Source organism: uncultured Parabacteroides sp., from assembly GCF_902493135.1.
In the GTDB taxonomy this organism is placed as follows: Bacteria; Bacteroidota; Bacteroidia; order Bacteroidales; family Tannerellaceae; genus Parabacteroides.
In genome coordinates this window covers 98,273-123,493 of sequence record NZ_CABUOD010000005.1, presented here as the reverse complement: position 1 = coordinate 123,493, position 25,221 = coordinate 98,273, and the positions used below count along the sequence as shown (strand labels likewise).

The 25,221-nt window shown below is 43.2% G+C and carries 15 protein-coding genes; all 15 read right to left on the bottom strand.

Going from position 1 to position 25,221, the window contains the following annotated elements:
- Nucleotides 1-2: 2 nt before the first annotated feature.
- Nucleotides 3-1,133, bottom strand: coding sequence for a DegT/DnrJ/EryC1/StrS aminotransferase family protein (locus RDN79_RS03820; protein ID WP_298554082.1), 1,131 nt, complete (start codon nucleotides 1,131-1,133; stop codon nucleotides 3-5).
- Nucleotides 1,134-1,141: 8 nt separating this feature from the next.
- The gene (metG, locus tag RDN79_RS03815) at nucleotides 1,142-3,181 is read right to left on the bottom strand and encodes a methionine--tRNA ligase (protein ID WP_298554079.1); all 2,040 of its coding nucleotides are present in this window, start codon (nucleotides 3,179-3,181) and stop codon (nucleotides 1,142-1,144) included.
- A 437-nt stretch (nucleotides 3,182-3,618) separates the two neighbouring features.
- A complete protein-coding gene (locus RDN79_RS03810) occupies nucleotides 3,619-5,262 on the bottom strand; it encodes a PCMD domain-containing protein (RefSeq protein ID WP_298554076.1) in 1,644 nt (547 codons plus the stop codon).
- A 9-nt stretch (nucleotides 5,263-5,271) separates the two neighbouring features.
- Complete coding sequence (locus tag RDN79_RS03805; protein WP_298554073.1) at nucleotides 5,272-6,000, bottom strand: hypothetical protein; 729 nt, start codon at nucleotides 5,998-6,000, stop codon at nucleotides 5,272-5,274.
- Between the two features lie 90 nt (nucleotides 6,001-6,090).
- Nucleotides 6,091-8,310, bottom strand: a complete 2,220-nt coding sequence (locus RDN79_RS03800; RefSeq protein ID WP_298554070.1) for a PCMD domain-containing protein — start codon at nucleotides 8,308-8,310, stop codon at nucleotides 6,091-6,093.
- Between the two features lie 4 nt (nucleotides 8,311-8,314).
- Nucleotides 8,315-9,616 (bottom strand): DUF4493 domain-containing protein, encoded by a 1,302-nt coding sequence (locus RDN79_RS03795; protein ID WP_298554067.1) that lies wholly within the window; start codon nucleotides 9,614-9,616, stop codon nucleotides 8,315-8,317.
- Nucleotides 9,617-9,627: 11 nt separating this feature from the next.
- Nucleotides 9,628-10,380, bottom strand: a complete 753-nt coding sequence (locus RDN79_RS03790; protein ID WP_298554064.1) for a DUF4493 domain-containing protein — start codon at nucleotides 10,378-10,380, stop codon at nucleotides 9,628-9,630.
- 3 nt (nucleotides 10,381-10,383) lie between these two features.
- Nucleotides 10,384-13,023 carry a DUF4493 domain-containing protein gene (locus tag RDN79_RS03785; protein ID WP_298554062.1) on the bottom strand — a complete coding sequence of 880 codons (2,640 nt, stop codon included), beginning with the start codon at nucleotides 13,021-13,023 and terminating at the stop codon, nucleotides 10,384-10,386.
- A 215-nt stretch (nucleotides 13,024-13,238) separates the two neighbouring features.
- Nucleotides 13,239-17,819: an InlB B-repeat-containing protein gene (locus tag RDN79_RS03780; protein ID WP_298554150.1), complete on the bottom strand. Its 4,581-nt coding sequence runs from the start codon at nucleotides 17,817-17,819 to the stop codon at nucleotides 13,239-13,241.
- A gap of 429 nt (nucleotides 17,820-18,248) precedes the next feature.
- On the bottom strand, nucleotides 18,249-18,542 hold the full coding sequence (locus RDN79_RS03775; protein ID WP_298554057.1) for a nucleotidyltransferase family protein: 294 nt from the start codon (nucleotides 18,540-18,542) through the stop codon (nucleotides 18,249-18,251).
- A 119-nt stretch (nucleotides 18,543-18,661) separates the two neighbouring features.
- The gene (locus RDN79_RS03770; RefSeq protein ID WP_298554054.1) at nucleotides 18,662-18,979 is read right to left on the bottom strand and encodes a helix-turn-helix transcriptional regulator; all 318 of its coding nucleotides are present in this window, start codon (nucleotides 18,977-18,979) and stop codon (nucleotides 18,662-18,664) included.
- 157 nt (nucleotides 18,980-19,136) lie between these two features.
- Nucleotides 19,137-20,792 (bottom strand): PCMD domain-containing protein, encoded by a 1,656-nt coding sequence (locus RDN79_RS03765; protein WP_298554051.1) that lies wholly within the window; start codon nucleotides 20,790-20,792, stop codon nucleotides 19,137-19,139.
- 7 nt (nucleotides 20,793-20,799) lie between these two features.
- On the bottom strand, nucleotides 20,800-21,540 hold the full coding sequence (locus tag RDN79_RS03760) for a hypothetical protein (protein ID WP_298554048.1): 741 nt from the start codon (nucleotides 21,538-21,540) through the stop codon (nucleotides 20,800-20,802).
- Nucleotides 21,541-23,823, bottom strand: a complete 2,283-nt coding sequence (locus RDN79_RS03755) for a DUF4493 domain-containing protein (RefSeq protein ID WP_298554045.1) — start codon at nucleotides 23,821-23,823, stop codon at nucleotides 21,541-21,543.
- A gap of 8 nt (nucleotides 23,824-23,831) precedes the next feature.
- Nucleotides 23,832-25,220, bottom strand: a complete 1,389-nt coding sequence (locus tag RDN79_RS03750) for a DUF4493 domain-containing protein (RefSeq protein ID WP_298554043.1) — start codon at nucleotides 25,218-25,220, stop codon at nucleotides 23,832-23,834.
- Between the last annotated feature and the right edge of the window lies 1 nt (nucleotide 25,221).

Here is a 25,221-nt window from a genome sequence, read left to right as displayed (position 1 = left end):
AATCACTTTAGTTTAGTGAGGGTATCTGTTATATATTGCTGTTGTTCGGATGACATCTCCGTATGGATGGGTAGGGAAAGGACGGATTCGCACAAAGGGGCGGAGATGTCCAAACTGCCGGATATACGGGAGATGTGCCGGTAGACTTCCTGATGATGTACCGGTAAGGGATAATAGATCATGGATGGGATTCCCCGCTCTTTCAACAGACCCTGAAGGGCATTCCGCCGGCCGTCTTTTACCTGGACCGTATATTGATGATAGACATGAGTCGAAAACGTCGACTTCGTCGGGAGAACCAACAAGTCGCAGGAAGACAAGGCTTCATCGTACCGGGAAGCGACCTGCCGGCGGGCCTCGGTGAACTCCTCCAGATGCTTCAACTTCACATCCAGCACGGCTGCCTGCAACGTATCCAGGCGGGAGTTACATCCGATCCGCCTATGATGGTATTTGCATTCCTGGCCATGATTGGCAATCATGCGGATACGGGTAGCCAGCACCTCGTCGGAAGTCATCAACGCGCCTCCGTCGCCATAGCAGGCCAACGGCTTGGACGGGAAAAAGGAAGTCGTCCCGATATGTCCGATCGTGCCGGTCTTTCGTACCCGTCCGTCGGAAAACGTATAATCGGCGCCGACGGATTGGGCATTATCTTCCACGACATACAGATGATAGGCATCTGCCAAAGCCATGATCGGCTCCATATCGCAGGATTGTCCGAACAGGTGGACGGCCACAATCGCCTTTGTCCGCCCCGAAACAGCCGCTTCTATTTTCCGGGGATCGATATTGAAGGTCCGGGGATCGACATCCACCAGCACGGGCGTCAGCCCTAACAAAGCGACAACCTCGGCTGCCGCTATATAAGTAAATGCCGGTAGGATCACCTCATCGCCGGGCTGAAGTTCCAGTGCCATCAGGGCGATCTGCAAAGCGTCCGTCCCGTTACCGCAAGGGACCACGTATGGAACCTGAAGATAGCCGGCCAGATGCCCGGCAAAGGTTTTCACCTGCGAGCCATTGATAAAGGCACAACCGTCGATCACCGCCTGCATGGCCTTATCGATCTCCTCTTTGAACCGGAGATATTGTCCATGCAAGTCGACCATCTGTATCTGTTCTTCCAACATTATATTATCTATTTCACTTCGCTGCCCGGTTTCACCTCTTTCTCAGGCATGATGACAGCCAGCTTGCCGTCGAAGTTTTCTGCAGAAAGGATCATTCCTTCGGAAACGATGCCTTTCAGCTTGCGCGGAGCCAGATTGGCAATGAAGCAAACCTGCTTGCCCACAAGCTCTTCCGGCTTGTAATGCTGGGCGATACCGGAAACGATCGTACGTTTCTCCAGACCGTCATCGATACGGAACTGCAACAGCTTGTCCGCCTTAGGCACTTTCGTACATTCCAGCACGGTCCCGACACGGATATCCAGCTTCATGAAATCATCAAACTCGATATTCTCGCGGATGGGTTTCGCCTTGTAGTTCGCTTCCTCGTTTGCCTTCTTCGTGTCCAGCAGCTTTTGTACCTGCGCTTCGATCACGCTGTCTTCGATCTTCTCGAACAACAGTTCGGATTTGCCCAACTGGTGGCCGGCTTCCAACAGGTCGGTCGATCCCAGACGGTTCCAGCCTAACGGTTCGACATTCAGCATCTTGTTCAGTTTCTCCATGCTGAACGGCAGGAACGGTTCGAAAGCGATCGCCAGATTTGCCGTGATCTGCAAAGCGATGTTCATGATCGTGGCGACACGTGCCATATCAGTCTTTGCCAATTTCCAGGGTTCGGTGTCAGCCAGATATTTGTTTCCGATACGCGCCAGGTTCATCGCTTCTTTCTGGGCGTCACGGAAATGGTACGTATCCAGCAGACGTTCCACGTCGGCCTTTACATTCGCAAAGTCGGTCAATGTCTGACGGTCATAATCGGTCAGCTCGCCGGCGGCCGGCACCTTGCCTTCGAAATACTTTTCGGTAAGTACCAAGGCGCGGTTGACGAAGTTACCTAAGATGGCTACCAGCTCATTGTTATTGCGTGCCTGGAAATCTTTCCAGGTGAAATCGTTGTCTTTTGTCTCCGGAGCATTAGCCGTCAAAACATAGCGCAACACATCCTGCTTACCCGGCATATCCACCAGATATTCGTTCAACCAGACAGCCCAGTTGCGGGAAGTGGAGATCTTGTCGCCTTCCAGGTTCAGGAACTCATTGGCCGGCACATTCTCCGGCAGGTTGTAAGAACCTTCGGCTTTCAGCATGGCCGGGAACACGATACAGTGGAACACGATATTATCCTTACCGATGAAATGCACCATCTTGGTTTCAGGATCTTTCCACCAGGTTTCCCAACTTTCGGGGAGCAGTTCTTTCGTATTGGAGATATATCCGATAGGCGCGTCGAACCAGACATACAGCACCTTTCCTTCCGCACCTTCCACCGGCACGGGAATGCCCCAGTCGAGGTCGCGGCTTACGGCGCGAGGCTGCAATCCCATATCCAACCAGCTCTTGCACTGTCCGTACACGTTCGGTTTCCATTCCTTATGTCCTTCCAAAATCCACTGGCGCAGGAACGGTTCCCATTTGTCCAAAGGCAGATACCAGTGTTTGGTCTCTTTCATCACCGGCTGGCTGCCGCTGATGGCGGATTTCGGGTCGATCAGGTCTGTCGGGCTCAAAGATGTACCGCAGGCTTCGCACTGGTCGCCATAGGCTTTCTCATTGCCGCAATGCGGACAAGTCCCGGTTATATAGCGGTCGGCAAGGAACTGTTTCGCTTCCTCGTCATAATACTGTTCGCTTGTTTTCTCGATAAACTCGCCTTTATCATATAAGGTACGGAAGAAGTCCGACGCCACCTGGCGATGCGTAGGCGAAGTCGTACGGGAATAGATATCGAACGAGATACCGAAATCCTCAAAAGACTTCTTGATAATGCCATGATAACGGTCCACCACATCCTGCGGCGTAATCCCTTCTTTCTTCGCTCTCAGCGTGATAGGCACTCCATGCTCATCCGATCCACCGATCATCAAAACTTCTTCCCCTTTCAGGCGAAGATAGCGTGCATAAATATCAGCAGGCACATACACCCCGGCCAAATGACCGATATGCACCGGTCCGTTCGCATACGGCAACGCCGTAGTTATCAGCGTTCTCTTAAACTGTTTTTCCATACCTTGTGTTCTCTTTTTGAGGCACAAAGGTAAGGAATAATTTGGTTAGATGGAAAAGATTAGTTCCCTGTTTAACCATCATTTTAGCCGTTTCACGGCTAAAAAAGCGAATCATGATAGTATGACAATTGTTTTCGCAATCAATAATATGTTTGCAGAATAATAGAACGATTGTAAGAATATTTGAAACATTAAAGAACCAGGTTCGCGGATGACGCGGATGACGCGGATGAAAGCGGATTTTAATTATTTTATCCGTTAAGATCCGCCCGATCCGCGTCATCCGCGAACCTGGTTCTTTAGTGGTACATTTAGTTTCAAATCTGCTAAGAAATGAAGTTGTTTCTGCCAATCAAAACATATATGTTTCAAGATCGAATCATAAGTGTTTTGCAAAAGAATGCCTGTCTTTTTACTAAAAGCCGCCGACTTCTTTTTTATTCATATATCAGCTCCAGATCATCCAGCCATAAGGTACTGCCGTCACCACCGGTAAAATAGTCGCCGTACTTGCTGGCACTGGCGACAACTATAATATATGTCGGCTTACGCGTCAGAGAGCGGTAATCCAGCTTTAGCTTGAACTCCGTCCAGCCGCTGACTGTTTCGCCGACAATCATTTCCTGATAAGCGATGATATGTTCATCGTTTTTATTGAACAATTGACGCTTTGACTTCTTCGTCTGGATACGTACAGGAGAACTCCAATCTCCTAAAGCGATATAAATATGCGCTTTATCATTCATCCCTTTCTGTGCATCCTCAAACTGGTCTCCCGGATCATCTGCAACCTGAGTGATCGGCGTACAAGTATATTTGAACCATCCTTTCAAGAAGGTCGGACGTGCAGTGAACGGACGTCCGAAATCAAGGATACCATCTGTCCCGTCCGTTTTGACATATTCGCCGGCAAACAGGTTTCCGGCAGCAAACTTGATAATCACATTTTCCGAAGCCAACTTAATAGACCGTTTACCACCATGAGGCTTAGATTCGTCATAAACCGTCACATTCTTATTGGCAATTGCGGACCCTGTGTTTCCGGTATCCCAGAACATTTCACCCCCTTCGGCATAGACAAACCAGATATTTTTCGTGTTCATCCACCATTCTTCAAAACCGGCATTCGGCAACTGTGCCGCCTCATCCGTCACAAAAGAGGTGACGTCGTAAGTTTGCGTACCGATAGTAGCCTTGTATTCATACTCGGTCGCCGGTATCAAATGACGCATGGCCGCCGAGAAAGTGCCATCTTCATGGAACGTGATCTCGTCTTCAAATACCTGGTCCCATACCTCCTCGCCTTTCTGGCGATATTGGATATCGATAGCAGTTCCTTCTTTTGCCACTCCGCTCAGATAGGCCCGTTTTGCCCATACTGAAAGACTTGCTCCTGTCCCCTCGTAATGGACAACGCTGACAGACCATGTTTCCGTCTCACCAAAAGCCTTCACTTCAAATGTACGGGTACGGCGGAAATCGGTTACCGTTGTCGGTTCGGGAATAGTGGAAGCAATAGAGCTTCCCAATGTCATTTCTTGCACCTTCAGATTACCCAAATCCGTCTCTTTGCTCACATATATAATCACCTTGCAGTTCTCTTCATCGACAACAGGAGTCCCGACCTGTACATCACTACCGTCAGCCGCCTTGATCGAGAATTTCCGCTGGATATTCCGTTTAGCCGATATCTGCCAGGGATAATCCTGATAAATACGCAAGACAAAAGTAGCCGGCGACGACAGGTCAATCTGCGTGTTAGCCGTTGCAGGCAAACTGTCGACCGATACAAATCCCGAATCCGGGAAATGACCGGCATCCTTACATGCCAATGAATCCGGAATGATCGTCGTACCGGCAGTTACCAGCAACTTCGTAATGCGGAGTGTACGGAGGTCGACCGTATCGTCTACCAGAATGGAAACACTTCTTGCCTCCTTATCAATAGAAGAAGAGACAAAGCCATTCGTCTCAATGTCCTGTATCTCCGCTTTTACGACCGGATAGGGAATATCATTCTCTATACATCCTGTCAAGACACAGATAAATGACAGAAGACATCCTTTTACGTTATGCATCATCTCTCTCTCTTATAAATAGAATGTAATACCTAAATTGATTGACAACAAGTTGATTTTAAAGTTCGCCCCGCTATTGGTACGTTTGCCTTTTTCTACTTGGTTCGTTGTCTGGTCATACCATTTAAAGTCCAACCCTAACACATCTATTGCCGCCTCAACAGCAACATAGTCGTTGATGAAACAGGTGATGCCAGGTGCAACCCCGAAATTCAGATTCTGTTTGATCTGATGTGTCCCCTTCAGTTCATCGCCCGTCCCGTCTTCCACGTTGCTTTGTCCGTATCCGTAAGTCACACGGGCTTCGTTAAACAAGCCGAACCGTTTGCTATCACCCAGGTTCAGGTATGTACGGATAAAGAATGAACCAGATACCATATGTGATTTATCTTTATAATCAGACAAATCAAAACTCAGGTCATCTCCCAGATTTAGAGATAAGTTTCCTAAATCAGTCAAGCCGCGGGAATAGGCTACACGTCCGCCGATTGCGATATTATCCCGGATAAAGTAGCTGACAACCGGAGAGACTTTAAAAGTATATCCCGTACTGGTCACATCATCCATCACCAACCACTTGAAATTATCGTCCGTATGTTCGGAATAAGAGAAAGAGGCTCCCACCATCCATTGCCCTTTCGGGATGAATGTCTTCTGCTCTATTCCACGATCGAACTTATTCCCTCTCGCCATTGCCGGTATGCTGCATACGAGCAATAGCATTATTAATATATGCTTCATTGTTTATTATGTGTTCAATTTGAATATTTAATTCCATCGCCATGAAAATAAAATACACGGCGATGGAATTGGAAATGCATGACGATGCGATTATTCTGCCAAACCTTCTAAGGATGTACCGACGAAGGAGGCGGGGTTGTAATCGTATTTGAGTTCGAATTCATCAAGGCATAATGTACTACCTTCTCCACCGGTGAAATAATCACCGTATTTACTTGCTGTTGCTACAATTAATATATATGTAGGTTTACGATTAAGCCCACTCTCTTTATATTTAATATCAATTACAAAATTTGTATACTCGTCAACCTTCTCTGCTGTTTTAAATTCCCCAAAACCTGCTGCTTCATTAAGATCGACATACTTTTTACCCCCTGTATCAACGAGATAACGATTAGACCAATCATAAAACAAAGCAACGTAAATATGACATGTGTCAGTTACAGATCCATTTGAAGGGATATAATCAACTTTAGAGTAATTGATTTTAGCAGGATTATATTTATACCATCCTTTTAATTGAGTAGGACGATTAGAAAAAGGTTGCCCCATATTAATTGTAGCACCACTCATTCCTTGTGTTTTGCCAAACACTCCCGTATAAAGATTACCGGCGGCAAAAGCTCCTAAACTCCCTCCCAGTCCAACATACTGTGATTTTAATATGGCGGCTGATCCTTTCTGTAAACGAGTATCAGTGGTCGACTGGGTAGGGTTTGTTTTCTTATATGTGCTCGAACCCAGATTTCCAGAATCCCAAAAGGTCTCTTCTCCTTGGCTTTTCGCATACCAAACCGAACCTATATAAGACCAATCATCAAATCCCAAATTCGGCACAAACGGATTTCCATTATCATCCTCATTCGCATAATCCGTTTTAAAATTAACCTCATTTCCAAAAATCGGATTTCCTTCTTGGTCATTACTTACAGCACGATATACATATTCTGTTTTCGGTTCCAAACCTTGGACAAAAGCACTGAACGTCTTTCCGTCCTTATTCTTAGAAGCAACAGTTACCGGAGTCCATTCACTATCAGAAACTTTTTTATATTCAAAGCCGAAACCTTCATCACTATCACTTTCACCGCTAAAGAAAGTAAACGTAGACCAGATATTCATGGTTGCAATCTCTTTGGTGACAACAGCGACATTCGGCTTCACTGAATAAGAAAATGATATACTTTGTTCCTGCGTTTTCGCATCTGTTATTGTAAAGGTAAAGTTATGCGTCTGGATGCTTTCATCAAAAGATTTCAACGCATTACTCATCGCAGTCAAATCGAATGTCAATGTATCAGTTTCACTCTTAACCGATTGAACCGGGAAGTGAATACTTTCCAATTTTTCGCTTGTTGCAGCATCCAAACTTGCTAAATCAAAAGATTGAATCCCCACACGATTATTCAAAGAATCTGACTGTATCGTTACCATCAACTTCTCAATACCGCAAGAAGCAACAGCTTTCAAGATATTATGAGCAAACTCACCTTCTTTAGCTTCCAAACTATTATTCTCTCCAAATCCTTCCAACTTCAATTCCGGAGCCTTGATATTTTCCAGATCTTCCACTTTAATAGGGATAGAAACAATCACCGTATCGGCTCTCTCGTCAATCGTTATATCATCAAACTTACCTCCTGCTTCTCCGCTATCATCCGGTGTTTCCGGATCGCCACTCAATTTGAAATAAAGTTTATAATGACAACGTTCCTGGATATCGGCATATTCACGTTTCAATTCAAACTGTTCACCGTCCGTATTCGTCAGCTTCAATAAAGCCAATAATGTTTCCGGAGCAAAATAGCCGCCTCGTGTTTCACCTTTCACGAAAGTCAAAGAACCCGAAATATTACTTACCGTTGTACTGTAATCGGTAAAGTATTTCTTAAAATCGTCGCTATAATCGACTGTTACTTTCGTATTCGCGATCTTACAAGTTACTTTTGCCGAAGTAACCTGGTTCGTCTTAATGTCACATTCTGTCTTTCCGTAGAAATTCGGTAACTCCCAGGCTGCAGAGTCTTTCTTACCGGAAGCAACGACTACCTGATAGGAACCGGCATCCAATAGAATTCCTTCATCTGCTTTTTCAGCCTCAAAATCGGCAATATACTTAACCGTATCTTCTGCCGCATTCAAGATAGCGACACTCAAAACAGGATCGACAGCCTTCGTCTGCAATGTGACGTTCTTCTCTATACCCAAATACAGATATCCTTGTCCATTGGTTGCCTTTTTCTCTTCATCACATGACACAAAGCCAATTAGTAATAAAGCGGATATTATTGATAATATATATTTTGTCATTGTCTTATTTTACTATGATAGTTAATGTTTTCGAACTGGATGTTCCATTCTTATCTTTCAAAGAAATATTAAACTTATGAGTTCCTTTAAAACTTGTCAGCAAGGACATAAAATTACTTACATCAAAACGAACAGACTTTTGGCCTTCTTGAACGGCATTCAAAAGTTGGGACTGCATTGAATTCAAGTTCAACATATCAAAAGGATTACCAATATCGGCTACTGCCGCCATAAAATCATCATGATTAGACGAAATTGTTACTTTCATTTCACTTACTCCGGTCGGCATCGTCATAGTCACAACTACTTTTGTAGAAGAAGCATTCTCTTCCGTCAATGTAATCGGTGAATCTAAATTTGTTCCTCCCCACTGGATTTTAGCAGTAGTGGAACCACCTCCATCACCGCCGGAATTACCACCTCCATTATCATCGCCGGAAATGAAATCAGAAGGGATTTTAATCGTATATTCACGTTCCACCAATTGGATATCCACTTTGATGATTGGACGTTTCAAAGAATCCGGGGTTTCTGTCGGCTCATCCGGGTCTACAGGTTCGTCCGGATCTACAGGCTTATCGGGATCTACCGGTTCATCCGGTTCGGCAACATCCAGCCAGACAACGATATTATTATACTCTTTCACGGTCGGATCGTTATACAGATCACAAAAATATTGTGTTTCCAGACCGGAACGAGTGGTAGCATGAAGAACAAAATCCAATTGGTCGGTAGTTTTGAAGAATGGCTTTTTCTCTTCATCGGATTTTAAAGTCAGGACACCATTGCCGTTCGTCATTACCACTTCATAATCTTCTTTAAAACGCTCTTGGAAGTTTTCGGTATAAGCGACCGTTATTTTCTTATTGCTCAGCACACAAGGGGTAATCAGCGAAGAGACCTCCTGTGAAGTAATCGTACAAGAATCTTTTCCTTCATAATAAGGAGTATCGTAGGCAGCATCTTTCAACTCGCCTTTTGTTGCAACCACCTGATATTTTCCGGTTGCCAGCAAAACCTCATCGATATCGGCATAAGATACATATTCTTCTACGACCTCACCATTCTCGTCAAGGATCTTCACCGAAAAATCGTTTACATCCAGACTTTCATCGGTTGCTTTCGTCGAATTTCCCGTAATCGTTTTTTCCATCTGCGGATCCAACTTCAAATCCAACAAACCGACTTCTTTAGGCAGATCCTCACGAGAAGGCTTTTTACCGAACAGATCATCTTTCATTTCACAAGACGTAAATCCTGCTATCAGAAACACCAATAAATAAAGGATATGTATATTTCTTTTCATAATCATTCTTCTTAAAGTGCTTTAGTTTCAGGGTTTTCACCCGTAAATTCAACTATATAATAATCGTTCGGAGCAGGAGCCAGACCTTTTTTCGTAAGCTCTTTTGTCCGGGTAGGATAAGCAGTAGATAGATCTTTCGCCTTGACTGTATATTCCAGTTTTAAGCCGCCATCCACATCATCAAAATAGATAACCTGACCGTTATTCTCTTTCGTAAACGTACATTCTTTGCCTTTCCCGTTAATCACTTTCATCAGATAGCTATCTTCAAAAAGCAGATTAAAACTGGTAGTCAGTTTAATATCTACTGCTACACTCTGGAATGTACAAGTAATAGCTGGGACCGTTGTGATCTTCTTTTCCAAAATCACAACATTATTGTTCTCACCGTAGAAATACGGACTATCAAAAACACCGCCTTCTACTTTATCACGCGAATAAGCTTTGACTGTATAAGTTCCTACCGGTAATACAATAAAATCTTTTTTTTGCATTTCTGCAAAAGAATCGAATACAATGGTCGTATCTAACGGATAATCATTTGTAGGATTACTTTTCAGTTCCACTTTGAAAGTACCGGCATCCATACTGAATGCTTTCGTTCCTATAACCTGTATCTCATCATCAATTCCAACCGACTGCAAAGAAAGCTGTCCATAGTTTTCAGGAACATCATTATTCCCAATCTCGTCCTTCTGACAAGAGACTGCCAGCATACTGAGTACGCTGAACAGTAAGATTGATATGTTGTTTAATATTTTCATCTTTTATTCGTAGATTAGTTCGACGTCGTCGATATAAAGATTACTACCTTCAAAATACTTATAGGAATTATTATAATGACTAAAATACTTATTCAAGTAATCATTTGCATTTCCTGTCAAACTTCCACCTAAATCATCATATTTAGAAGATGATGAAAATTCCAAATAAAAATGTGTTGCTTTAAGATTTAGATATTCAGAAGCATATTGTATTACAAAACTTTCATCTACATAGTTATCAGTTTCTTTAGAACCGATATACTCACTCTGACCAATACATATAACAGAATTGCCGTCACGATACTCTGCTACTGCCCGGACTTTAAATGAATTATCTTCTCCATACGGAATATATTTATATGAAAATTTCACCTTAGATGGCCTTGAAGTAAATGATATTCCATAATCATATACTTCCGTATCATTATTATGATCATAACTATAGTTACCTAAAAATAATTTACCAGCAGAAAAATGCTTAATCACCGTCACCCCAAAAACTTCAAAAGAATTACCAGATCCATCGTCCCAACCAACACTTCGAAGCAATACTCCACTATCTTTTTTCCCTAACGCTTTAACAGTGGAAGAACGCAAATTCCAAGTCGATTTAACATTAGGATTTCCTCCAAAAGTTTTATCATTTACAGTCGACCAACCTTGAGGATCATTTGCTATAACTGAATACTTTTTATCCCATAGCGCCACTTTAGCACCACTATATAAAGATTTTGTCCAATCTTCATTCCAGTTTTCCATTTCTCCATTAGTCAGCTGTATAGCATCCTCTGTTTTAAATGAAACGGTTTTCTTTCTATTACGACCATTATCATAAATAAGCTGAATAGTATATGACTCTTTAGGCGTTAAATCTTTCAAGGTATCTATGACAATCAAACCTTCTTTTACTCTTCCATTAACCAAAGTTCCCTTTGAATGCACATATTTAATCTTATCAACATTACCCAGAGAAACTCTCGCTCTTAAAATAGCTCGTTTAGCAAACACATCCCCTTCATTATCAGCCATAGCCCAATCAAAAACAGGCATTTTAATTGCCAAAGGCTGTGAAACCTCAACTGAAGTATTACCCTCCAAGCCAATTCCCGTTTCCACTTTTACAGAAATCATATAAGTTTGATCTCCATTAGCTAATGCATCCAACCCTTCCGTAAATGTTTTCGGGAATGTCAATGTTGCCTTTGTGTCATCATCAGCTTTTGATAATGTACACCCTAACAGTTCCCATTCGGAAGCAATAGAATAATGATATCCTTTCTTTTCTGTATCAGTCGAAATCGTTACAACAACATCCTTAATCTTACCTTCAGCTTCAATAGATGCTATAACATCGTGTTTCATTGCTTCGCCCTCTACAACAGAACCAAACTCACCTTCAAACTCAACAATCGGTGCAGCAGGATAGATTTCGGCAAATAATCGGACAGTATCCGTATAGTTAGTATTAGGCAAATTATCTTTTGCAAAAAATATAAACTCATACGGTTTGTCTGTTTCCGAGCATTCCAACTGATTCAACATCTTTTCCAAAAGCAATTGTCCGTTTCCACTATAATTCAACAATGATTTAGTCGGAACATTTATATCATAACCTTTCTTCTTTAATTCAGAAACATTTCCCTCAACAGTCAATTCATATTTAACGGTATCAGTCGAACCTTTCACAGTTTCATAAACACTAAAACCACCGATTCCGGCAGGAACACCAAATGCGATATACGCTTCTTTCACTCCACCTTTCGTTATCTGCATCGTCTGTCCGGAAGTAAATCCGTGCGCTTCTAATGTCGGTTTCTCAAATGGCTTCCACATAAAATCAGGAATAGAATCTACTAATTCTGTTTCAATCATCTCATCATCCAGTACAATGGATAAATCCAACCCGTCTCCCGTCTTCCCATCCGTAGCAAAATTCAATATGACGGATTCTTTCGGATTCAGTGTTATAGCCGGATCCGTTACGGTATAGACTTTGGGCTCTTTCCAGTTTTTACGCATTAAAGAGATAGCGACACTCAACGGAGTCCCTTCTTTTGCCACTTGCAGATAAGCGCCGCGAGACTCGCCTTTAGTGATCGTAAAGGAACCATCCATATAAGAAGTCTTCAATGAGACACTATAATCCGAATAAGCTTTCAGGAAATCTTCCGTATAATTGGCATAAACACGTGCATTTGCCATCTTGCAAGTCACCTCCAAGGGAGTCTTCATGTCTTTCTTGATGACAAAATCCACAGTTCCCTCAAAATAAGGATTATCAAAAGCAGCAGGTAAGTTTTCTCCTTTAGAGGCACGTAAAGTATAAGCCCCTTCTTTCATTTCCAGTTCGTCCGGAAAATCCTTATACAAAGCACTTTTAAGCGTGTCACTTTCCTGGAAGATTTGGACTGTATATTCGTCCGCATCTTCAAAGCCGTCTAAAATATTCCCGGCTTTTGTAGATAAAGTTCCTCCCTTAATGTTTGTCGTATCGGCGGCGAGATTTAAACTCAACATCCCTATACTTCCCCCACCGTTCAAGCGATCCGAATCGCAGGAAAAGAGCCCTGCAACCGAGACCCATGCACAAAAAGAAAATGAGATAGCCTTTCCCAGACTATGACGTAATTGATACTCTTTCATTTGTATACCTTTTTACCTTAGTACATACAATCTGAAACAGCACAATCAATCGTGATATTACCCTATAATAAATTAATACCCTACCCTTAAAATCGTTGCAAAATAACAACAACTCTAAAATCCTCACAAGGTCTATTTATCCGATTACATGTTCTTTCTTTCAGAAATCACATAATCTTTTCCAAACAATCAACACAACCGGACCTTACTTGCGATTACCGAATCCTGATTTTTACAGGTTCTCCCTCTCCCACTTTGACGATATACAGACCGGCAGGCAACGGATGTACAGAACAACCATCCGAAACGAAAGTCCTCTTTATCAACACCCCATCCATATTCCAGATAGATAGGCCGGACGCCTTCGTTTCCACATACAGTTTACCGGAACGGGCATATATACGTGTAACCGACAGAGCAATCTCCTCATTCGCCACCGCCATGTCGCTGCGCATAAACACTGCTTTCAAATTCATGTCGCCATCCACTGAGAGAGGATACGGGTTCAGCGTATTCCCATCGCTCCACTTGACGAACATGTTCCCGGCATCCGGCATAGCCGTGAATACCACCTGCTTGCCACATTCAATCCGTCCTAACGGACTGACAGACACCCGTCCTCCTTCCGACTGCTCCACGCCGACATTATAAGTATCGAGTTTCAAGCCGCCGATCTCGATTTTCACCTCTTTTTCCACATCGGCAAGCGAATAGACCAACGTACGGCTCTTGCCGGCGGCACGCATGGACAGTCCTTCCTCCAACAATTTGCCGTTGGCCGTGACCTTCACCTCGCTTTGGCTGTATCCGGGCAGAAGCACAACTTTGAACGGCATCTTGCCGCCTACCTCGATCGTGTGTATATCCACCTGCACGCCTACACCGGCACCGACAACGTTGGGAAGGTGGATCTTGGCGTATTCTCCCTCTCCGGAACTCGGTTGGAACAAAGGCAACAATCCGGAAGCCTCACGAACCGTCACGATACGCGGGTTGTCGCTATTCCCGTCATTCCATTTGTAAAAATATTGTCCATCCGGAGCCGTTGCCAATAAAGAAATCAGCGATTCCGGATAGAGCTTCGCTTTCATGGCATCCGTTGCAGTCGCAATGTCCACAGCGGAAACATGCTCCGCCAATTTCAATTTCACCCCATCCTGCACGATCCCTTCCACCGAGATGGAATAGTTCTTGACAATCCGATAAAGGCTATACACCCCTTCTTCATTCGCATCCAACACTACACCGTTTGCCTTGACAACCAGATTTTCGGCACGATACCCATCGGCAAAACGCAAATAGAAATGGAATTTTCCACCTTGCAACACTTCGGTCGAATAATTAGACAACGGTTTGACCGTCACTCCTTCCAACACAGGCAGCGTAATCGTAAAATATTTGTCATCCGGCACGAAAGTCGCCTCCAATGTCGTATCACTCGATACAGTAAATGTGTAGGGATTTTCTTGACTTCCGTTACTCCATTTCCCAAACCTATAATTCAAATCAGGTACAGCCGTCACTGAAATCCGTTTGTTACAAGGCAACGTAAGGATCCCATCGCTGCCATCTTCGGTATAATAAATATGACCTCCTTTGCTTTGTTTCAACGTGACTTCATAAGCAATGCTTTCCAATCCCTTTACTGTAACGGTCACATCTTTTGACGGACCGTCCACTCGGTAAATACCGTCGGCATTTGCCGTCAATATGGAATCATTTGCCAATACGGTCATCGAATCCAACGACTGAAAATAGTTTTTGTCCACTTGCAGGGAAAATTCGAAGGCAGTACCGGAGGCAATCGCCGAAACTACATCCCCACCCAATGGGTTGACAGCCGTAATGCCGTCAGGCAAATCAAAAGTAATCGATATTTTCTGCACCCCGAATCCCATATCTCGCACGCTTACTCCGTCTTTATATCCTTCTTTGACTGCATAAGCTTTTAAGGTAAGAAGTTTTGCCGTTTCACTACTCAACTCGAAAGGCTTTTCGTAAAGTCGTTTCGGCCCGTCACTGATCGAATAATAGAGTGTCGTGTTTTCATCCGTCTTTTTGAGGGTGACTCTCACGGTTGTTCCCATAAGCATATTGTCGGTGTTTTCCGGATCCGTGATGATCTCCGGCGCGGAAGCTACCGCACGCGCATCTTCAAAGATGGCGGAGATATACAAGTCGTTGGCTGGCATTTTGATGGTCTGGGGGCTGGTGGTGTATGTCTTTCCACCGATCGACAAAGCCTTCAAACCATACTTTGCATCCGCAGGCGTAGCCGTGATCGTGATCTCCACACCTTCCCCGACCTTGTCGCCCGACACCAACAGGTCTCCTCTCCGCTTTACCTCTATCTTTCCGTTCTCCGGTTGGGTAAAGCGAACCGAATAGCCCGGTTTCCAGGTGGCATAGAATGTCTTGTCGCCCGAACTCCCTTTTTCAATCTTCGTTACAGGCCCCTTTGTCAACATATCGTCTTCGTACCAACCGGCAAACGTAAATCCTGGACGGATAGCATTCGTGGGCAACAGCTTCGATTCTTCTGTCGTATAGGTATCATCGGGCAATTCTTCTCCGTGGAACATATCGTAATGGATCTTGTAGCGCTTCGGTCCCCATTTGGCGTATAGGGTGAGGTCGCCGCCATATTTGTTCTTTTCATCAAAAGGCGTTTTCAAAGTCTCTTCCATATACCAACCGGAAAAATCATAGTTCTTTTTATAAGTACGTTTACTGATTTTAATCGTTTCACCGTATGTATATGGAAAACTACCGGCAATAACCGTTCCGCCATTCGTTTCATAAGTTACGTGATAAACATTCGGTGTCCATCTGGCATAAACGGTCGTATCTCCTGTTGCCAAACTAATCTTATTGGCAATCAGCTTTTCGCCACCTTCTTTGCGAGTGTACCATCCGGCAAATGTGTAGTGTTCTTTCTTGGGAGTCGGCAACACAATGACGTCTTCCACTGTGTATGTGTTTATCGGTTTGTCCAACGTTCCACCATTGTTTTCATACGTAATATTATAATCTATCACTTCCCAATGCGCTACAAGAGTGATCCTTTCTGTTCCTCCTGCAGGAATAGATTCCACCTTATTTTTTCCTTCCGGATCATTCTTTTCATACCATCCTAAAAATTCATAACCCTTTCTTTTTGCGACAGGCATATCAGCTTCCGAAACTCCGTTTGCCAATTTATAAGCATCACAATCAATAGGTTCTCCTCCATTAGGCATAAACAAAATATCATATACTTTTTCTTCCCATTCCGCATAAAGCGTAAATGTCACTTCCAAGCCATCAGAAGAAGTAGTTGCCGGTTCCAAGTGTCTGTTTAAAGGGAACTGGCTAATTACCGTTCCTGTAGCAGAACCCAAATGCCAACCCTTAAACACAAATCCGGACTTCATCACATCTACCCCTGTTTTCCAACGCACATCCTTTGTGGTTTCTGCTGTATATCGGTCCACAGATTGCACTCCCGTACCGAAGGTCCCTCCATCAAGATCGTATTGAACAACAAAATTAACCAAATTCCAAGTAGCATATAGCTCAACAGATTCATGTCCTTTTTCTACATTCGTTAGGATAGAAGTATTTCCTTCTTCAATCCAACCTTTAAATATTCGGTCATCTTCGATAGGCACAGGTAATTCATCTATTCCTTTCTCTTCCGAGCGATTGAACGTACCAAATTTGGTATATTGCACAGCATCTTCACCTGTTCCATTATAAAAAGTCACCGGATATTCAATAGGGATCCATTTAGCATAGAGATAGAAAGGATTTTCATAGAATCGTCCTTCAAACCCTGGAAACCATTGAGTTAATCCCTGATCTTTATACCATCCGCCAAATTTATAATAATGACGTCCAGCTTCTCCTAATTCACCGGTTTTGGTTTCAACATTATATGTCTTTGGATTCTCATTATCTGGTTTCTCAAAACCACCATTTCGTTCATAAACAATTGGGTATTCAATGGGAGTAAAAAGAGCTGTAAACTTTAACGTATCAGTAGTTCCCTGTTCAATATACAAATCTTTCACAATTTTACCTCCACTTCCATATCGCCAACCAGCAAATGTATAATGCTTTTTAGCCAAGGTATCAATACGGAAAGTAGGAGTCTCAACATTATATTTTGAAGGATAATTTCCTCCTTGTATTTTACTGCCTCCGTTCAATTCTTGATATAAAATCGGATAGTCGATTGGTTTGATTTCGACAGTGCCTTCAATTGATTTTTTTAAATTATCCGCGACACTACCATTTATACCATAACCGGGTGCAAAGATTTTTGAGAATTCAACATGTGAATCTATAGCATCTTTATTATGATACTCTTTACCCCATATATGATGTGAAATACTTTTTGCTGTTATTATACAATTATGAATCTTAACCTCTCCTCCTGAAACTTTTAACCCTGTTGCATTATATGCACTTGTAGTTTTTGTCCCCGTATATGCTTCGATTGTACAATCATCAATAGAAACTTTACCACCAGAAATACTTAATGCATTAGCTGTATACTTCCACAAGCCCCCTGTTCTTGTAGATCCATTAATCGTTCCTTTCTTAATAATCACATTTCCACCTGTAACAGAGACAGTCACAACTGTTTTATCTTCACTCCATTTAATATAATGATTATTCAAATCTAATTCAACATCTTTTGATATTGTGACTGTACTTTCTACATTTATATCTTGCAACAACTTAATATACCCACCATTAGCAACAGCATTCTTTAACTCTTTTTCACTACTAACCTCTACCGCATGCCCCATAGCCGGATACATCAGTCCTATCAGCCACACCAAGCAAATAACAAAAAGATTCCGTCTTTCCATATCGTTTGTCCTTTCTACCCGAAGCCCGTTTCCAAATCTTCCACGTTTTCGGGTATATTTAATTTTTAAACTGAATTCAACCTATTTCCATCCTACCTGTCAGACAGTCCTTTATCCTGTCGGCAAGCAGTGCAAAAACTACTTACTAAGTAAACCCTCGTCTACTTAGTAAGCAGACATACCCACTACTTATCGAGTAGATTTGAGCTTACTCGATAAGCAGATTGTTTATTTAAAAATCTTGGATTTAAGAATAGGCAGGTAACTCCTTTTTCATGATTCGGATAGTGTCCAATAAAGGCTCCAGCTCCACATTCATCACATTAAAAATCTCTTCTTCATCAATACGATGATATCCATGAGCCATCAAACATACAACAAATCTTTTGAAATATTTTGACCAAAAGCGGTATCTGTTAATTGTTTACGAAGACGAACGATATCAACCTTACAACCAAACAACGCCTCTAATTCTTGTTTCATGCGGCTACGCAGTAAAATATCAGCATTACCCTCATAAGCAACATCTATATCACTGCCATCCGTTTGCTCACTACGAGCTACAGAACCGAACAACGCCATTCTGACCACTCCGTAATTCTTTGCTTTATCAAGGAAATAACTACGCAACAACTCTATATATCTTTCTTTCGACTGCATAAACTACATTTCAAAAAACATTTGTTTTGTATTCACAACAGGAGACAAATCATGCTACAGTTCCGATGTCATGTATTGCGCCTTTTCCCACAGATCGAGGATTTCAGATTGTCTTATCTTTACCAAAGAGCCACCTTGCCCAGTGAGCCTAAGTCGAGATTTGCCGATTTTACACCCATCGCCCGGAAAGCCCGGACAATCGTTGAGAAATTGACGCTTTTTCCACTTTCTATTTTGGATATTTGCGCTCTCTTGACCCCCATCAATTCACCCAATTGCTCTTGAGTGAGATTCTTGGATTCACGGGTTCGCTTAATGGCTTCACCGATTAGGAAATTGTTAATATCATCTTCATATTTTTCCCGTTCCGGAGTACCACGGACACCAATTACTCGATCCAGCATTTCCTCATGCGTATAAAGTTTCATCTGTTCCATATCATTACCATAGTCTCAAGTTTATGCGACAAAGATAACAAAAGTTCCTATTAAGGAAACATACTAAGCCATTTTTATTTCAGAATCTGCCTATATTCCAAATCCAATCATTTCAAAGAACTCACCTAATCGTCAATTAACCATTGCCAATTGCCAATTACTCAAACACCAACTCCAACTCATCCAACAGCAACACGCTGCTCGTGCTTCCCGTGAAGTAATCGCCATACTTGCTGGCGGAGGCTACGATCAGGATATATGTCGGTTTTGTTGTCAGGTCGCGATATTCCAAGTCGATACGGAACTGGGTATAATCCTTTACCGTTTCGCCCTGTATGAGTTGCCCGAAAGCGACAAGGTTTTCATTGTTCCAGGTCAGGTCGACAAACGTTCCCGTATTGGTATTGACCGGGAAAGGAGCCGTCCAGCCAGAAAACAACGCCATATAGATATGGCAGGAATCACGCCGACCCGCCAAATCCTGATAAGGTGCTTTCGCCTTGTCGATCACACCGGAGTTATACTTATAATATCCTCTCAATGCCGACGGACGGCCCGTATAAGGACGGCCGAAGTTCAAAGATGCACCGCTCAATCCCTCGACCTTGCCGAAAGTCCCCGTATAAAGGCTACCGGCAGCGAAAACGCCTGCTACCGTCTTACTTTCCAGACGTGCCGCCTTGCCACGGACCACATCGCTCGTTTCCGGCGAAGTCGGATTCGCCTCGCCTACTGCATTGGAACCTTTGTTACCGGAATCCCAGAAATAGTTGTCCGGCTCCAGATCCAGATTGGCATACCAGCTTTTCCCGTCTTTATACCAATCATCCAACGAAAGGTTCGGGATCAACTCGACAGGCTCCGTCTCGAATGTCTTCACCTCTTCTTTGACGCCGTCGACGGTCAATTCGTATTCATAGACTTTGCCCGGCTGCAGATGGGTGAACACCAACGTAAAGTTGCCAGCCTCGTCGATATCTATCTCGCTCGACAATACGTTCTGCCACTCACTGTCCACATCAGCTTTCGTCTCCGTTTCCGGCTTGACCCGATAGCGGGCGGAAACCATACCCGTACGGGTCACACCCGATACACAAGCACGTTTGGCAAAAGCGGAAACAGTCGTAAAAGACATTCCCGCAGGCGGATAAGCCACACTGACCGTCCACTCTTCCGTCTCGCCGAAAGCGGTAAAGAGGAAGGTACGGGGACGTGTGAAGTCGGTCACCGATTGCGGGTCGGGCATGACCGTTGCCGTCGAACCGCCCAAACTCAACGTTTCAATCTCAATATTGCGCAAAGAAGGTTGCAGAAGCGAGTCTACATATACAATTACATTGTGCGTATTCTTATCGATCAACGCACTGCCCAACTGGTTTTTCACCATTACCTGTTGTCGGATATCATGCTCTACCGTCACTTTCCACGGATAATCCTGATAAAGACGAAGGGTAAACGAGACAGGCTTCTTAAAGTTCATCCGCGTATCGGCAGTAGGCGGCAAGCTGTCCACATGAACAAAACCGGTATCCGGGAAATGCGCAAAGTCGAGACACGCCTCTTCGTCGGGGATAATCGTCATACCGTCTGTCACAATCATTTTCTCGATTTTAAGATTGGCCAGGTCCAGACTATCCGCTACCTTGACGGCAATCGTAGCCGCCCCTTTATCTATCTTCATCTGAGTCTGCCCCTGCAAGGCAAACTCATTGATTTCCCCCACGATCGTCGGATAAGGCAAATCGTTCTTCACGCATCCTGCCAAAAGAACAAGAACAACCGATAGTAGTATGAAATTCTTTCCTTTCTTCATAAATCAGTTACAGATAAAAGACTATGCCGAGATCTACCGACAGCAGGTTGATCTTGAAATTCGCCGAACTGGAAGTACGTTTGCCTTTATATACTTGGTCACGCGTCTGATCGTACCAGTTAAAATTAAGCCCTGCCACATTGATGGAGGCTTCCACGGCTGCAAAATCATTGACGAATACCGTGATACCGGGTGCGACACCGATATTCAGGTTATGTTTCAGCTGGTATAAGCCGGAGAGGTCGACTCCCGTTCCGGAACTTCCGTTACTTTCGGAATAGCCATACGAAACCCTTGCTTCGTTGAACAACCCGAACCGTTTGCTATCGCCCAAATTCAGATAAGTACGCAAAAAGACCGCAGTCGTAAACGTATTGGAAGTACTTTCGTAGTCGCTGACGTCAAAGCTCAAATCATCGCCCAACTCCAAAGACAGGTTATTCAGGTTCGTCACGGTACGCCCGTAAGCAAAACGTGCCCCCAAACTGATATTGTCGCGTATGAAATAGCTGACCAATGGCGTCACCTTGAATGTATATCCATCGCTCGTTATATCTTTTAGCACGGAAAGAAACTCGAAGTTTTCGTCCACATGCTCGGAGTATGAGAACGTTGTCCCTACCATCCACTGCCCTTTCGGGATAAAGGTCTTCATGACAATCCCACGGTCGTACTTGTTTTCCTTTGCCTGGACGGACAAAGAAAAACAAAGGACGGATAGGAACAGGAAAAAAAGATGTTTTTTCATTTATTCGTTATTAACTGGATTTACGGGAATATCTTTGTATTCCGTTTCTTTCAAACATTCTTGATTATAATCGTAAGACAAACTAAATTCGTCAACATACATGACACTGCTCGTCGAACCGGTAAACACATCGCCATCTTTACTTGAAGAAGCCATGATGATAATGTATATAGGGGTTTCGGGAGAAGGCATCTTCCCTTTATAATATGTCAATGGTATAGAAAATTCCGTATATGTATCTACATTTTCCGTTATCTCCATTTCACCATAGGCAAAAATACCTTCTGAGTTTTTCCTAAACTTATTCTTTTCACTATCAGCCTCTTTAGTCAAAGATTTCACACTTATCTTCTGAGTAGATAAAGCTATGCAAATTATACCTTTATCTAATTCTGAAGATGTTGTTTCTGCATTATTTTTCCAATTAATTGTACCTGGTTTATACTTATACCAACCGTTCAGCGAAACAGGAAAACCCTTGTAAGATTGTCCATACAAAAGCTCTGCACCATCTTGTCCGGCATACTCTACAATTCCTGAAAATATACTACCAGCTGAGAAAGCGCCTATTTTAGTTACTGTTAAATTCACCCCAGCCCAAGTAGAGACTAAGTAAGCTGCTTTTTTCGACGAATTAATGGAAGCTACTTCTTCCGTTTCATTTGTAAGAACTGTTTTCCCTGCTGTTGCTCCTAAATTACCAGATTCCCAATAAATATTTTTAGAATCATCATTCGGTGAAATATAAGTTTTATTTCCTCCATAGGAACCTGGTGCATCAACTTTTCCTACTCTTGTACCCCACTCCTCAAAACCCAAATTCGGAACCACCGAAGCCGCCTCAACCTTGAACTCCACAGCTCCACATACCATTGCCGGATCCTGTTCTGAAGCCAATTTATACGAATAAGAAACATCCGGCTTCAACCCTGTAACCAACGCCGATACATTCCCTTCATCCGTGCGTTCTACATCTTTAATATCAATATTTAAACCATCAGATGATGTCAATTGGAAATAAGCAGTCTTATCAACAGTAATCCCCCGCAACACGGCAAAAGTCGTCCAACAAATAGGATCCTCAACAGCAGCCGCTACATCCGGCATGATTTTAATCGTAAACGATGTTTCTTTTTCCTGATTACGATCATCTACGAAAAGGACCTTAAATAGATGCTCTGTCGGTTTATCGTTTACAGCCTTTAAATAAGATAACAATCCGGATAAATCCCAGGTACAATCTACGAAATCGGCACTTTCTCCTAAGTCCGGTGTCGGAGGATTACCAAGTCCTAATGCCTGTGCAGAAGTTGCACTTTGCGGATCCGTCAAATCAAACTTGCTCAAACCGGCTTCTACAAATACTGGCGAAGTCGTTTCAACCAACACTTTTTGAAACTGGGTTTTCGTACCGACTTTATAAGTAAGCCCTATTTGCGGCATTGTTTCTGCATTTTCCCGAAAAGAGAATACTCCATTTGTAAAATTATCACTCAAAGAAAAAGAGGTAATTCCCACACGAAACAAATCCTCTTTTCGTACAAAAATATCATACGTTATTTCGTCATGTTCCTCATCAATCGTTACATCAAAATCAGCACCGGCTTCCTGATCTCCTCCCCCCGGATTAGCTATAGCAATGTTAAATATATAATGATATTGAGGATTAATATCCGGATATATCTTTCTAATTACAAACTCATTACCATCCCGATTTACTAACTTTAACGACATTGTCAATTCTTCCGGCGTAAAATAGCCGGAACGATATTCATCACGAGTAAATGTCAAAGAACCGGAAGAGTTGCTTACAGTAGTACCGTAATGAGAAAAATAGTTTTTCATATTCTCGGAATACAATACCGACACTTTCGTATTGGTTATCTTACAAACCACTTGCGCACTGGTGATCTCCCCTTGTTTGACTTCAACCTCTTCTTCTCCTCGATACAAAGGAGTTTCCCAGCCCGCCTCACCGGTATGATTCGAACTGACAGCAACTATATATTTTCCCACGGGAAGCGTCATTCGCTGGTCTTTTACATCCGAAAGATAATCTTTATATGTATTGACCGTATCCCGATTCATATCCAACACATCTACCCGAAGCGACTCGAAAGTAACTCCCGTTTGCGCCTTGGTATGCAAGGTTGCATCTTCTTCTACATTCAGATAAAGGATACCGGTCGAGCACAAACTATTCTTATCCTCAGCACAAGATCCTAACAATCCAACCAACAGGCAAATTGCAATATATTTTATAGCATCAACTAATGACTTCATTTCTATCACTATTTTTTGTTCAAGATAATTTTTTCATTACATTCTTTTCCGTTTTTATCTTTTATCGTTATATTAAAAGAATTATTGCTCTCTAACAATTTCTTAAATGAAGAAATATCAAACTTCAATTTTCCTTTTTCTCCTCTATTTGGAACTTCCAGTTTCAAATCAGGATCTATATCAAACAAAAGCTGATTTATAGAAGCTAAAGCTGATGGATCTAACAAATTCATAGATTTCAGTTCTATCAAATCACCAATAACAACATCTACAGTTAAAGCATCCAATCCTGTAGGTAAATACAAATAAACTATAATATTCTTTGTGTTTCCTGTGATCGTCTGAGGCGAACCAACATCAAAGAGTTTTCCATCAATCTCACCTGTTATTTCAGGTTCAGTTTTAGCTGGAGTTTCCCCTTCTCCCGGCTCATTTCCCCCCGGCGTACTCGGTTTATCCGGCTTATCCACTTCCACGAAATCGGAAGGCACTTCTATTATATAGTTCTTTTCAACCAGCGACACATCCACCTTGATGGTCGGAGCGGAAGAAGGATATTCCGGTTTTTCAGGATCTGTCGGTCCTTCCGGTTCGTCCGGTTCCGAAGGTTCGCCCGGTCCCGGGTTGTCAGGATTGCCGGGATCCGACGGTTCGCCCGGTTCATCCGGCCGGGCATCGATGGCATCCAGTTTGATATACAAATTATTATGCTCCTTGATCTGTTCGTCTTTCGACAAGTCGCACGAATAGGTATAGGATTCCCCTTTATAGGTTGTCGTATAGATCGTAAAGCGCAACGTCCCGGTATTCCGGAAATAGGCGGAACGCAACTCGTCCGACGAGATCGTCAGCACCCCCGTCCCGTTGTCCACCACAATCGTATAATCACTTCTGAAACTGTCGAAGAATCGGTCGGAAAGGTCAAACTGAACTTTTTTATTCGACAAACGGCAATTCGTCTCGATCTTCACCACCTCCTTGGCAGAAACCACGCAAGTCGTATCCCCCTCATAGTAAGGAGCATCGAAACCGGCATCCGGATCGTCACCGCTAAAAGCCCGGACCGTATATTTGCCGGCAGGCAACAACAATTCGCCATCCGCCTTCAACGCCGCATACGAATCGTAGCTCTTCACCACCTGCCCCACGCTGTCGAGTATCGAGACACAGAAATCGTCCGTAGCCAGATAAAGATCCTCCTCCGGATCCCCTTTCGTCCCGGGCACGGCTGCTTCCCGTTCCGCCACTACGTGAAGATCCAGCAGGCCGACATTTTCCGGCACACCCTCTTCTTCATTTCCTTGCCCCTGTCCGAACAAATCCTTTTTCATCTCGCATGAGACGAAGAACAGCAGGCAACACAACGCCCAATATGTAATCGGTTTTACCATACTCATT